This window comes from Streptomyces triticirhizae (genome assembly GCF_003696235.1).
Lineage (GTDB): Bacteria > Actinomycetota > Actinomycetes > Streptomycetales > Streptomycetaceae > Streptomyces > Streptomyces triticirhizae.
In genome coordinates, this window is record NZ_RFFJ01000047.1 from 21,279 (window position 1) to 32,988 (window position 11,710).

Below are 11,710 nucleotides of genomic sequence, written 5' to 3' on the forward strand. Positions count from 1 at the left end.
GCGACGACCGGGAGTGGGGTCCCGCTCTGGCGGAAGCGCCCCGCCCCCCGCCCGGCGCGTTCGCGCCGTCGGGGGCGCGATGCGCCCCCCTTCGCTCCCGGTGCGTGAATCGTGCCCAGGCGGAAATGATTATCAGGGCTGTCGTGGGGGCAACTCGGGCGCGTCGGGCGGGGGTTGCCGTCGCCGTAGTGGGGAGGACTGTCTGTTGATGGGTGCACCCTTGTTCCTGGAGCCTCGACTGGAGCCGCCCCTGCGGGAGTTGCTCGACGACCCGGGCCACCTCCATGACCTTGTCGAGGCGCTCGGCTCCCCGCTCCACCTGGTGCTTCCCGAGGTCGTCGCGGCCAACGTCGCCGCGTTCCGCGCCGTCTACCGGCGGCACCGGCTCGGCGGCCGGATCTGCTTCGCGCACAAGGCGAACGGCTCCAGCGCGCTGGTCCGCCGGCTGGCCGCCACCGAGGCCGGCCTCGACGCGGCCTCGGTCAACGAGCTGTCGCACGCGCTGGGTTCGGGCTTCGCGCCCGAGCGGGTGGTGGCCACCGGCCCCAAGAACCCCGCGTTCCTGTGGCTGGCCGCCCGCGCCGGGGCGACCGTCCACGTCGACGCCCCCGCCGAACTCGCCGACCTGGTGCGCCTGGTGCGCGCCGAGGGCCTGCCCAGGGCGCGGGTGCTGCTGCGGCTGTCCGCCTTCGCCTCCGACGGAGGCGTGCACCTGCTGGCCCGGCGCAGCCGGTTCGGCACGCCGGTCGGCGAGGTCGGCGAGCTGCTGGACGTCGTGGAACGGGAGGCGGACGCCGTCGAGTTGCTCGGCGTGGCCTACCACCTGGACACCACGGACCTCAACGAGAAGGCGCTGGCCCTGGAGAGCTGCGTGCGGGTGCTGGACGAGGCCAGGCGGCGCGGGCTGGCGCCCCGGGTGGTGGACATCGGGGGCGGCTTCGGCACCAGCTATCTCGCCGACGGCGAGCAGTGGGAGCGCTACACCACCGAGTTGACCCAGGCCGTCCTCGGCCGGCGCCCCCCGCTGACCTGGCGCGGCCACGGCTACGGCCTGCGGAACGAGGGCGGCACCGCGCGCGGCCGGCTGTCCCTCTACCCCGCGCACCGGCCGGTCGCCGGCCCCGGCTATCTCGACGCGCTGCTGTCCACGCCCGCCCCCACCCTCGGCCGCACCCTCGCCGACCTGCTGCTGGAGCACCTGCACGACCTGTGGATCGAGCCCGGCCGGGCCCTGGTCGACCAGGCCGGCCTGTCCCTCGCCCGGGTCGTCGACGTCCGCGCCACCGAGGACGGCGCCCACCTGGTGCGGCTGGCCATGACCGCCGCCGACGTCAGTCTGGAGGAACACGGCGTGCTGACCGACCCGTTGCTGGTGCCGCGCGCCGGCCACGGGAACGGTAACGGCCACGGGAACGGCCCGGCCGTCGGCGTCTATCTCGTCGGCGACCTCTGCCTGGAGGCCGACCTGGTGACCCGCCGCCTCGTCTTCCTGCCCCGGCTGCCCGACCGTGGCGACCTGGTCGCCTTCGCCAACACCGCCGGCTACTGCATGGACTTCCGCGCCCACCGCGCCCAACTGCGCCCGGGCGCCCGCAGGGTCGCGGTGGGCCGACGCGACGACGGGACCCGCTGGTGGTCCCTGGACGAGCAGTACTGGCCGACCACGCGCTGAAGCGGAGAGGCATGAGATACGACGACATCACCGAGGCCATCGGCAACACGCCGCTGGTGCGCATCGACCCCGCCGTGCACGGGCTGCGCACCGTCGACCTCTACGCGAAGCTGGAGATGCTCAACCCGTTCGGCTCGGTCAAGGACCGCGCCGCCTGGAACATGCTGCGGCCCGGCCTGGACGCGGCCGTCGCCGAACGGGCGGAGGTCGTGGAGCTGTCCAGCGGGAACACCGCCAAGGCGCTGGCCGCGCTCGCCGGCCTGCACGGCCTGACGTTCCGCAGCGTCACCAACCGGATGCGCGTCCCCGAGCTGCGCGAGCTGCTGCTGTTGCTGGGCGCGCGGATCGAGGAACTGCCGGGCCGCAGCGAGTGCCTCGACCCCACCGACACCGACGACCCGCTGACCCAGTTCCACCGCGCCCTGGCCGAGGACGACTCGGCCCACCTCCACACCGACCAGTACTTCAACCCGCGCAACACCGAGGCGCACGCCACCGGCACCGGGCCCGAGATCGTCAAGGACCTCGGCTGCCGGGCCCCCGACTGGTTCGTGGCCTGCGTGGGCACCGCCGGCTCCTCCTCGGGCGTCGCCCGCGTGCTGCGCGAACACGACCCGAACGTCGGGGTGTTGGGCCTGGTCGCCGCCAAGTCGGACTTCATCCCCGGCATCCGCACCATCGACGAGGTCAACGAGGTCGGCCTCTTCGACCCCGCCACCTACGACGCCATCGAGGCCGTCACCGCCGACGAGGCCATCGACGGCATGGTGGAACTCAACCGCCGCTGCGGCCTGCTCGCCGGCCCGACCAGCGGCGCCGCCTACCGGGGCGCCGTCCGCCACCTGCGGGCCCTGGACGGAACGCGCCCCGAACGCACGACGGCCGTGTTCATCGCCTGCGACCGGGTGGAGAGCTATCTCGGCTATGTCCGGCGCCGGCGCCCCGAGCTGCTCGGCCGGGCCCCGCACCGCAACTCCCCGGCCACCGTGACCGAGGCCGAACTGGCCGCCGTCCACGCCGTGGACGTGGAGGCGGCCCGGCGGTGGATCGAGGAGGAACGCCCGCTGGTCATCGACCTGCGCGGCTCCCACGCCTACGCCGCGCTGCACATCGAGGGCTCGCTCAACCTGGTGGACGAGCTGTTCGAGCAACAGGTCCACGGCGGGCTGCCGTTCAGCCGCCGCCAACCCGTGCTGCTGGTCTGCCCGGTCGGTGAGAAGTCCGCCAGGTTCGCCGCCCTGCTGACCCGCATGGGCCACCCCGACGTCCGCAGCCTGGCCGGCGGCGTCGTCGCCTGGCGCGACGCCGGCGCGCCCCTGGTACGGGAGTGAACGACTTGAGCGACGACGACGAGCCGACCCGGGAGCTGGCCGAACTGCGCTCCTGGCAGGACGGGTTACGCGCCCAGTTCCCCATCCTCGCCAACCACCCCGGGCTGGCCTACCTGGACAGCGCCGCCACCACCCAGAAGCCGCGCGCCGTCCTGGACGCCGTCCAGGAGTACCTGGTGACCGGCAACGCCAACGCCGGGCGCGGCACCTACCCCTGGGCCAACGCGACGACCGCCGCGCTGGAGGCGGTGCGCGAGAGGACCAGGGCGTTCCTCGGCGACCCCGAACCCGACCGTTCCTCCGTCCACTTCGTCAGCGGCACCACCGAGGGCCTGCGCGCGATCGCCCTCGACTGGCTGGCGCCCCAACTCGCCGACGGCGATGAGATCCTGGTCCCGTTCGAGGACCACCAGGCCAACCTGGTGCCCTGGCACGAAGCGCGGGAGCGGCTGGCCCGCGCCGGCGTGCGGGTCGCGGTCCGGCCGCTGCCCTACCAGGCGTCCTCCGGCGACTACGACCACCGGGCGCTGCCCCAACTCGTCGGCCCCCGCACCCGGTTCGTCGCCGCGACCCATGTGCACCACGTCCTGGGCGGCGACATGAACGTCCACCGCCTGCGCGCCGCCGTCGGCCCCGACGTGCCGATCTGCCTGGACGCGGCGCAGAGCGTGGGCCACCTGCCGATCTCGCTGGCCGAACTCGACGTGGACTTCCTGGTGTTCTCCGGCCACAAGGCCCTCGCGCTGCCCGGCACCGGCGCGGTCTGGGCCCGCGACCGGCGTGGCCCGGCGTTCCGCCCCGGCGGCTGGAGTGGCACCCCCAACACCGTCGGCCTGATCAGCCTGGGCGCCGCGCTCGACTGGCTGACGGCGGCCGACGTGGGCCGGATCGAACGGTGGACCGTCGCCCTGGCGGCCCGCCTCACCGAGGGGCTGCGGCACCTGCCCCAGTACGAGGTGCTGGGTTGCCAGCTCAGCCTCGCCGCCGACGCCACCGCGCAACGCCGGCGCGGCATCGTCTCGTTCCGGCACCGCGACCTCAGCTCCAACGACCTGGGGTTCGTCCTGCACAGCCACGGCTTCCTGGTCCGCGCCGACGGCCTGTGCCGGGCCGGCGTCGACCCCGACGACCCGCGCGACGCCGCCGTCCGGGTCAGCCTCCACGTCCACAACACCCCGGAGGAGATCGACGGCCTGCTGGCCGTGCTCGCCACCCTCGACTGAACGGCCCACCGCAGCGCAGATGAAAACCATCCCCATGTAGGGTGTGCGCCTGTCGGACACCGAACGACGGCGGAGGTGGCGCGTTCCGATGGGTGTGAGCATGGCGACGGCCGAGTACTGGGTCGACCGCTGGGAACGTCAGCAGCGGCGGTACGCGATCCACCGCGAGGAGCGGTTCGCCGTGCTCGCCGACGTGGCCGAGTACGCGACCCGGGACGTGGCGCGCCCGCTCCTGCTCGACCTGGGCTGCGGGCCCGGCTCCCTGGCCGCCCGCGTCGCCGGGCGGCTGCCACACGCCGAGATCGTCGCCGTGGACCGCGACCCGCTGCTGTTGGAGCTGGCCCGCACCCACCGGGCGGAGGCCGCCCGCTATGTGGAGGTCGAACTCGGCGCGGCCGGCTGGGTCGAGGCGCTCCGCCTGGACCGCGCCCCCGACGCCGTCCTCACCGCCACCGCCCTGCACTGCCTGGGCGAGGACACCCTCGCCCTGATCTACCGTCATCTCGCCCAACTCCTGCGGCCCGGAGGCGTGTTGGTCAACGCCGACCACTTCCCGGCCGGCGGCCCGGCCGGCCCCGGGCTGGCCGCCCATCTGGGGCGGCGCCGGATGGCGCGGACCCTGGCCGGCGACGAGCCGGACTGGGCGTCCTGGTGGCGCGAGGCGGCCGAGGACCCCGAGCTGGCCCACGCCTTCGCGGAGCGCGCCCGCCGCCGGCCGGCGACGTCCCCGGGCAACGCCCTGACCTTCGCCGCCCACGCCCGGCTGCTGCGCGCCGCCGGCTTCCGCTCGGTCACCTGCGTCTGGCAGTACGGCGAGAGCCGCGTCCTGGTCGCCTTCGCCTGAGCCCGCCAGCGCGCGGGCTCGTTCCGGGATCTCCCACGGGAGACCCCCGGCGCCGGAGACCGACGCCGGGGGCGGGGGAGGGGGCGAGAGAGCGGGACGCCTACTCGGCGACGCTGAAGGTGAAGTCCTCCGTCACGGCGGGCACCGCGCTCCCGTCGGCCAGGGTGCCGCTGACGGTGAACGAGACGGTGTAGCTGCCCGGTTCGGTGAACGCCCAGTTGGCGTGGACGTGGCTGTGGGCGTCGAGTTCGGCGACGTCGGCGCCGTCGATCCCGTCACCGCTGTCGAAGAACCGCGCGTCGGCGGCGCACAGACCGTCCTGGTAGACGGAGACGTCACCCGGTCCGGTCACGCTCTCCAGGGAGAGGGTGAACGCGTCCCCCGCCAGCACCCCGTCGTCGATGTGCGCCGACAGGCCGGCCCAGAGCAGCTCCGGGTTCTGGGTCTGCGGCAGGCGGTAGACGGTGTCCCCCGGCGCGCCCAGGAAGTCGTGGCAGCCGCCGCCCGGCACGGTGTAGGCGGAGCCCGGCAGCGCCTGGAGGACGACGTCGGCCGGGTCGTACTCCACGCCGCTCGCCTCGTCGTGGACGTGCACCTGGAAGGCGCCGTCCGTCAACTCCACGCCCACGACGTCCACATGGCCGGTGGAGAGCACCGTCGGCGCGGCGGCCGAGGCCGTGGCCAGGGAGGCGCAGGAGAGCGCGGCGGCCAGCCCGCCGACAACGGTCAGGGATCTGCGCGAAACGGTCATGTCGCTACCTCGCTTGGTTGATGGAGAGTCATGGTGTGCCGACTCGAAAGACGATAATCATTTTCAAAAAGCCCGGGCAAGATCGATCACGCGTGGCTCATGTCACAGCGGGATGTGGGTGGGGGCACGGTTCGACAGCTGATAGAGATGGGAACCATTGTCAACTACGGCTGGAGGGCTGGGAGATGTCACTGCGAACGCGGAGGGGCCCGCGGGTTCCGTTGGCGGCCGGCGCCCTGGCGGCGGGCGGGCTGCTGCTGGCGGCCACGCCCGCCCCGGCGTCGGCCGACGACGGCGCCGAACGGGAGCGGGCCGTGCTCGACGGGGGCCACCTGGACCTCGCGGTCCGGCTCGACGAGAACGGCGCGTGGGACTTCCAGATCAAGGACGGCACGGTCCCCGGGCGGGAGGTCTGGCGGGAGCCCAACGACGTCATCCTGCACTTCGACGCCCAACACGCCTGGGAGATACCGGAGTCGGCGGCCGGCCGGGTGCCCGAACGGCTGGGGCGGCCGGGGGAGACGATCTGGGTCGACCACTCCGTCACCTACGCCCCCGGCCTGCTGTGGCCCGGCTGGAACACGGAGGGCGTGCCGCCGGACGCGGTCAACTCCCCGATCACGGCCGCCTTCACCGGCGTCGAGGGCCCGAAGGGCTTCTTCCTCGGCCAGTGGCGGGACGACGCCGAGCTGGGCACGGTGGTCGGCATCGACATCGACGGCACGCTGCCCGAACCGGGCGCGGTCGCGTTGCGGCCGGGCGTGCACGCCCACCCGCTGTGGTTCTTCACGGAGGAGGGCGTCTACCGCCTCCGCCTGGAGCTGAGCGCGACGCTGCCGACGGGCGAACGGGTCGCCGACGCCGGCACGTTGACCGCCGTCGTCGGCGACGACATCGACCCCGACGACGTGGAACTCCCGGCTCCTGAGGAGCCGGACGACCCCGGCGAACCGGGCGAGCCCGGCGGGTCCGGCGGGTCCGGCGGCGAGTCAGGGGGATCGAGTGGGCCCGAGGAGCCGGGCGAGTCGGAGGGTTCGGGGAACTCTGACGGGCCCGGTGCCCCCGGTGACCCCGGCGAGCCCGGCCACTCGGGTGGGTCCGGCGGCTCGGGAGGTTCGGGCGGAACGGGTGGGCAGGAGGGGCCCGGAGACGTGGGCGAGCCCGAACGGCCGGGGGAGGCGGGCGAGTTCGACGGGTCCGGCGTGCCCGGTGACCCGGGCGGCGGCACCGCCGAAGGAGCAACCGACCGCCGCTCCGGCGAACTCGCCACCACCGGCGGCGGGTTGGGCCCCGCACTCGTGCCGCTGGCCGCCGGCGGCCTGCTGGCGGCATCCGCCGGAGCGGCGCTGGTGCTGCTCTCCCGCCGACGCGCCGGCACGACCGTCGGCTAGGCCGTGTCCGTTCGGATCTTCACGGGCTCACGACGACAACCACGGGGGAGCCGTGCGCCGGGGTCGTCGCGGCGACGGCTCCCCGTCACGGCGGCGGCGTGGCCGCCTCCATCGCCGGGCGGCGGCCACGCCGCCGCCCGGCCACGCGGGCGATCAGCCCGTGACGCGGCGCCAGTGCCCACGCCACCAGGAAGAATCCCGTGGCGACCAGCACGATGGTCCCGCCCGTCGGCAGGTCCACGCTCCACGACAGATAGAGCCCGACCAGCGCCGAGCCGCCCCCGACCAGCGGCGCCAGCAGCATCATCACGCCCAGCCGGTCCGTCAGCAGCCGCGCCGTCGCGGCCGGGGTGACGAGCAGGGCCAGCACCAGGATGTTGCCGATGGTCCGCACCGAGATGACCACAGCGACCGAGACCATCACATACAGCGCCAGGTCCAGCGCGAACACCGGCAGGCCCAGTGCCCGCGCCGACTCCCGGTCCAGGGTGACGGCCACGAACTCCTTGTGGAACAGGAACGCCACCAGCAGCAGCCCCACCGTCGCGACCGCGACCACCACCACGTCCTCGTCGGGGATGCCGGTGATCGAGCCGAAGAGGAACTGCTGCAACGAGCCCGAGTAGCCCGGCGAGCGGCTGATGATCACGATGCCCAGCGCGAAGGCGGCGACGAAGAAGACGCCGATCACGCTGTCCTCGCGCAGCCGCCGGTTCTGGGAGAAGACCGCGACGGCCACCGCCGTCAGCACCCCGGCCACCGCGCCGCCCAGCACCAGGTTGCCCCCGACCACGAAGGCCACCGCGAGGCCGGGGAAGACGGCGTGGGCCACCGCGTCCCCGATGAACGCCATCCCGCGCAGCACCACATAGCAGCCGATGACCCCGCAGACCGCCGCCGAGAGCAGCGCCACCAGCAGCGCCCTGGGCAGGAAGGACAGCGCCGGGTTGAACAGGTCGGCCACGAACTCCTGAGGTGTCAGCATCAGTTGACCCCCAGCGCGGCCAACAGCGGGCTGCCGGCCCGGATGCCGAACGCCGCGCGCCACGGCTCCGCCCGCCGCAGCTCGTCGGGCGTTCCGGTGGCCACCACCGTCCGGTTGACCAGGCACAGCCGGCCGCAGCTGTGGAGTGCCGCCGTCAGGTCGTGGGTGGTCATCAGCACCGCCCGCCCCTCGCCGGCGAGTTCGCCGAACAGGTCCGTCAACAGCTCCTGCGTCGGCACGTCAAGACCGGTGAACGGCTCGTCCAGCAGCAGCACGCCGGGCCGCAGCGCCAACGCCCGGGCCACCAGCACCCGTTGACGTTGCCCGCCGGAGAGCTGCCCCACCGGCCGGTCGGCCAGCCCCGTCATCCCGACCCGGGCCAGCGCCGCGCCCGCCGCGCGGTAGTCCGCGACGCCCGCGCGGCGCAGCCATCCCATGCGGCGCACCCGCCCGGAGAGCACCGCGTCGGCGACGCTGATCGGGAAGTCCCAGGCGAACTCGTGGCGTTGGGGAACGTAGCCGACGCGCTGCCGCACCCGGCCCACCGGCTCGCCCTCGACGCGGATGCTCCCCGAGGCCGGGCGCACCAGCCCCAGGACCGCGCGCAGCAGGGTGGTCTTGCCGGCCCCGTTGGGCCCGATCAGGCCCATGAAGTCGCCAGCCTCGACGGTGAGTTCCACATCGCGCAGCACCGGCCGACCGCCGAGGTCCACGTTCAGCCCGCGCACCGCCAGCGCCGTCACGACGCCCCCTCGTCCGAGGCGTCCGAGGCGCCCGAGGCGGCGGCGATCCGCCGCGCCCGCCGGCCGCGCGCCGCGACCGTCGCCACGGCCGCCGCCAGCGCCACGGCCACCGCCCCCACCACCAGCAGCACCGCCGACAGCGAGGAGCCGCCGCCCCCCTCCGAGGCGGCCTCGGCCCCGTCCGGCTCCTCGGCGGCCGGCGGCGGCCCCGTGGCCTCGGGCGTGGGCGCCGCGAACGCGTCCGCCACCTCCGTCCCCTCGCCGACGGCGAAGCGCAGCGGCGCGCGGTCCGAGACGCTCTCGCCGGTGATCAGGTCCGCCGAGATCTCGAAGTCGACGACATAGACGCCGGGTTCGGTGAAGACCCAGTTGGCGTGGGTGTGGGTGTTGAGGTCCACCCACAGCTCCTGTGGCCCGGCCTCGTCCCCGTCCCACAGCACCTCGGGCGCGCCCAGGTCGCCGTTCTGGAGGAAGACCGCCAGATGCCCCGGGCCCTCGACGCCGTGCATCGTCAGCGTCACGCCCCGGTTGACCCGCTCCAGCACCTCGGGGTCCTGGGTGTTCCAGCCCAGCCAGACCACCTCGGGGTGCTGGGTCTGCGGAACGACGTACAGCTCGCTGCCGGGCTCGGCGTCCAGGAAGGCGAAGTCCGGGTTGTCGGGCGCCTGTTGGACGGCCGCGTCCACCACCCGGACCGCGACGTCGGTCAACGCCCGCCACACCGGCGGCGCCTGGGAGTCGTCCCGGCCCTGGACGCGCCAGGCGCCGTCCACGAAGCGCGGGCCGATGTCCACATGGCCCACGTCGAGCACCGCCTGGCCGTCGACGTTCTCCTCGTCGGGCGCGACGGTCTGGTTCAGCTCGTCGCCGGACCCGGTGCCGTTCTCGTCGGCGTGCCCGGCCGGCGCCAGCAGCGCGACGAACAGCAGCGCGACCAGCGGGGGCGCGGCCAGCGGGGCCGCCAGTGTCCTGGCGCGCCGGAGCGAGGCGCCCGGTGGCGCGGGAAGGTGAGACATGGATGATTCCTCAAGCGGAGAAGGGGAGTTGGGGGCGCGCGGCTCAGCCGAGGCAGTCGCGCAGCGAGTCGGCGTTGGCGCGCATCATCGCGACATAGCTGGTGACCTCCTCGTCGAACGCGTCGCCGTAGATCACGCACACCGCCACGCCCCGCTCCTCGGCGACCTGGGTGAGGGTGCTGGAGCGGCTGCGGAGGTTGGGCTCCAGGAAGACGGCGGGAACGGAGAGGTTGTCGATGGCCTCGCCCAGCCGCCGGCGCTCCGCCATGCTGGGCTCGGTGGCGGGGTTGGGCGTGACGAAGCCGGCGATGTCCAGCCCGTACGCCTCGCCGAGGTAGCCGAACGCGTCGTGGGTGGTGACCAGATACCGGCGGGAGGCGGGGATCTCGGCGATGGTCTCGGCCACATAGGCGTCGAGGTCCTCCAACTCCCGCAGGTAGTCGGAGGCGTTGGCGCGGTACGCGGCGGCGTTGGCCGGGTCGATCTCGGTCAGGGTGTCCCGGATGATCTTGACATAGGCCATCGCGTTGCGGACGTTCTGCCACAGATGGGGGTCGATCTCCCCGTGCACATGGCGGCCCAGGACCGCCTGCGGCAGCTGGTGGATCTCCTCGCCGGCCCGCCCCAGCATCCGGAACCTCGGGTCGCCCGGCACCTCGGTGATCGCCCGGTTGGGCACCTCGATCACCGTCTCGGCGGGGGAGTGGACCTCCTGGTGGGCGTGCCCCCCGCCCTCCGGGTCCGCGTACAGGTACAGGCCCCCGGCCCGTTCGCCGCCGTCGAGGTCCACCGCGATGTCGGCGTGGCCCTCGTTCAGCACCGTCGCCCCCGCCATCCCGGGGACGGAGTGCGGATCAACGCCGACCGCGAACGTCACGGTGGCCTCGCTCAGCGGCACCGGCCGGCTGCTCGGCGTCGGGACCGCCTCGGCCGCCATCCGCAGCCGGTAGACGCCCGGTTCGGTGAACGCCCAGCTCATGTGGGTGTGCGCGTCCGGCGGCAGCGTCGCGGTGTCGTCCGCGTAGCCGTCGCCGGCGTCGAAGCCGTCCGAGGAGTCGAAGAACACCGCCGGCTCCCCGAAGGTCTCCGTCAGATAGCCGACCAGCTCGCCCGGCCCGTCCAGGCCGGTGGCCGCGAGCCGCACCTCGGATGAGCGGGTGGCCCCCAACTCCTCGCCCGTTCCCCGCACGCGCAGGCCCAGCCAGATGGTGTCGAGGTTGACGTTCTCCACCAGCGGGATGATCTCGGCCGCGTAGCGGGCCGCCCGTTCGGCGAGCGGGACGTTGGGCACGTCCTCGGGAAGGTTGGCGTCCAGCGCGCGGATCAGGTTCTGCTCCTCCAGCATCAGGTAGTTGCTGAACGCGGCGTCCGCGTAGACGATGTCGCGCACGTCGCGCAGCGTCGGCTCGTAGGCGTGCGGGTCGCCGCCCTCGGGCACCAGCGACTCGACGTCCACCAGCTCGCCGCCGACCTGGCGGGCCAGGTCGGCCAGGATGCCGGTGGTGGTGACCACGCTGACCCGGCCGTCGTCGGGCGGGGTGGTCAACCGGCCGCAGCCGCCGGCCGTCACGGCCAGCGCGGCCGCCAGGGCCAGGGCGCGCCGGGCGCCCCTGCCGTGCCTCCTCTTCACCTCGATGACCTTCTCCCGTCGGATCTCATGGGGTGACGTCCCGCTCGGTGACCTACCGCTCGGTGACGTCCCGTTCGGTGCGGGCGGTGCCGGCGCCGGCCGGGTCGGGGCCGGGAGCCCCCCG

The 11,710-nt window shown here is 74.1% G+C and carries 10 protein-coding genes; 5 read left to right on the forward strand and 5 right to left on the reverse strand.

Annotation, left to right across the window (positions count from 1 at the left end; genetic code table 11):
* The first annotated feature begins 208 nt into the window (after positions 1 to 208).
* The 4 genes from EBN88_RS11325 to EBN88_RS11340 all read left to right on the forward strand — a co-directional run bounded on the left by EBN88_RS11325 (position 209) and on the right by EBN88_RS11340 (position 5,070).
* Complete coding sequence (locus EBN88_RS11325) at positions 209 to 1,672, forward strand: alanine racemase (RefSeq protein ID WP_122183702.1); 1,464 nt, start codon at positions 209 to 211, stop codon at positions 1,670 to 1,672.
* Positions 1,673 to 1,683: 11 nt separating this feature from the next.
* The gene (locus tag EBN88_RS11330) at positions 1,684 to 3,003 is read left to right on the forward strand and encodes a pyridoxal-phosphate dependent enzyme (protein ID WP_122183703.1); all 1,320 of its coding nucleotides are present in this window, start codon (positions 1,684 to 1,686) and stop codon (positions 3,001 to 3,003) included.
* Between the two features lie 5 nt (positions 3,004 to 3,008).
* Positions 3,009 to 4,226 carry an aminotransferase class V-fold PLP-dependent enzyme gene (locus tag EBN88_RS11335; protein ID WP_233580600.1) on the forward strand — a complete coding sequence of 406 codons (1,218 nt, stop codon included), beginning with the start codon at positions 3,009 to 3,011 and terminating at the stop codon, positions 4,224 to 4,226.
* An 88-nt stretch (positions 4,227 to 4,314) separates the two neighbouring features.
* Entirely contained in the window at positions 4,315 to 5,070 is a 756-nt protein-coding gene (locus EBN88_RS11340) for a class I SAM-dependent methyltransferase (RefSeq protein WP_122183705.1), read from the forward strand.
* A 100-nt stretch (positions 5,071 to 5,170) separates the two neighbouring features.
* Here EBN88_RS11340 and EBN88_RS11345 read toward each other — a convergent pair whose 3' ends face one another.
* The gene (locus EBN88_RS11345; protein WP_122183706.1) at positions 5,171 to 5,821 is read right to left on the reverse strand and encodes a choice-of-anchor M domain-containing protein; all 651 of its coding nucleotides are present in this window, start codon (positions 5,819 to 5,821) and stop codon (positions 5,171 to 5,173) included.
* A gap of 185 nt (positions 5,822 to 6,006) precedes the next feature.
* Here EBN88_RS11345 and EBN88_RS11350 point away from each other — a divergent pair, with 185 nt between their 5' ends.
* Positions 6,007 to 7,212 (forward strand): choice-of-anchor M domain-containing protein, encoded by a 1,206-nt coding sequence (locus EBN88_RS11350; RefSeq protein ID WP_147472708.1) that lies wholly within the window; start codon positions 6,007 to 6,009, stop codon positions 7,210 to 7,212.
* A gap of 85 nt (positions 7,213 to 7,297) precedes the next feature.
* Here the strand turns inward: EBN88_RS11350 and EBN88_RS11355 are convergent, their stop codons facing one another.
* Genes EBN88_RS11355 through EBN88_RS11370 form a run of 4 tightly spaced genes read right to left on the reverse strand, consistent with a single transcriptional unit; the run spans position 7,298 to position 11,586 of the window.
* The gene (locus EBN88_RS11355; RefSeq protein WP_199742323.1) at positions 7,298 to 8,197 is read right to left on the reverse strand and encodes an anchored repeat-type ABC transporter permease subunit; all 900 of its coding nucleotides are present in this window, start codon (positions 8,195 to 8,197) and stop codon (positions 7,298 to 7,300) included.
* Positions 8,197 to 8,940, reverse strand: coding sequence for an anchored repeat-type ABC transporter ATP-binding subunit (locus EBN88_RS11360; protein WP_122183708.1), 744 nt, complete (start codon positions 8,938 to 8,940; stop codon positions 8,197 to 8,199). Before EBN88_RS11360 ends, EBN88_RS11355 begins: the two co-directional genes overlap by 1 nt.
* A complete protein-coding gene (locus EBN88_RS11365; RefSeq protein ID WP_122183709.1) occupies positions 8,937 to 9,956 on the reverse strand; it encodes a choice-of-anchor M domain-containing protein in 1,020 nt (339 codons plus the stop codon). Before EBN88_RS11365 ends, EBN88_RS11360 begins: the two co-directional genes overlap by 4 nt.
* A 43-nt stretch (positions 9,957 to 9,999) precedes the next feature.
* Positions 10,000 to 11,586 (reverse strand): anchored repeat ABC transporter, substrate-binding protein, encoded by a 1,587-nt coding sequence (locus EBN88_RS11370; protein WP_122183710.1) that lies wholly within the window; start codon positions 11,584 to 11,586, stop codon positions 10,000 to 10,002.
* Between the last annotated feature and the right edge of the window lie 124 nt (positions 11,587 to 11,710).

Coding starts and splice junctions, on each gene's coding strand:
- EBN88_RS11325 (WP_122183702.1), top strand. CDS start 209: ATGGGTGCACCCTTGTTCCTGGAGCCTCGACTGGAGCCGCCCCTGCGG.
- EBN88_RS11330 (WP_122183703.1), top strand. CDS start 1,684: ATGAGATACGACGACATCACCGAGGCCATCGGCAACACGCCGCTGGTG.
- EBN88_RS11340 (WP_122183705.1), top strand. CDS start 4,315: ATGGGTGTGAGCATGGCGACGGCCGAGTACTGGGTCGACCGCTGGGAA.
- EBN88_RS11345 (WP_122183706.1), bottom strand. CDS start 5,821: ATGACCGTTTCGCGCAGATCCCTGACCGTTGTCGGCGGGCTGGCCGCC.
- EBN88_RS11350 (WP_147472708.1), top strand. CDS start 6,007: ATGTCACTGCGAACGCGGAGGGGCCCGCGGGTTCCGTTGGCGGCCGGC.
- EBN88_RS11355 (WP_199742323.1), bottom strand. CDS start 8,197: ATGCTGACACCTCAGGAGTTCGTGGCCGACCTGTTCAACCCGGCGCTG.
- EBN88_RS11365 (WP_122183709.1), bottom strand. CDS start 9,956: ATGTCTCACCTTCCCGCGCCACCGGGCGCCTCGCTCCGGCGCGCCAGG.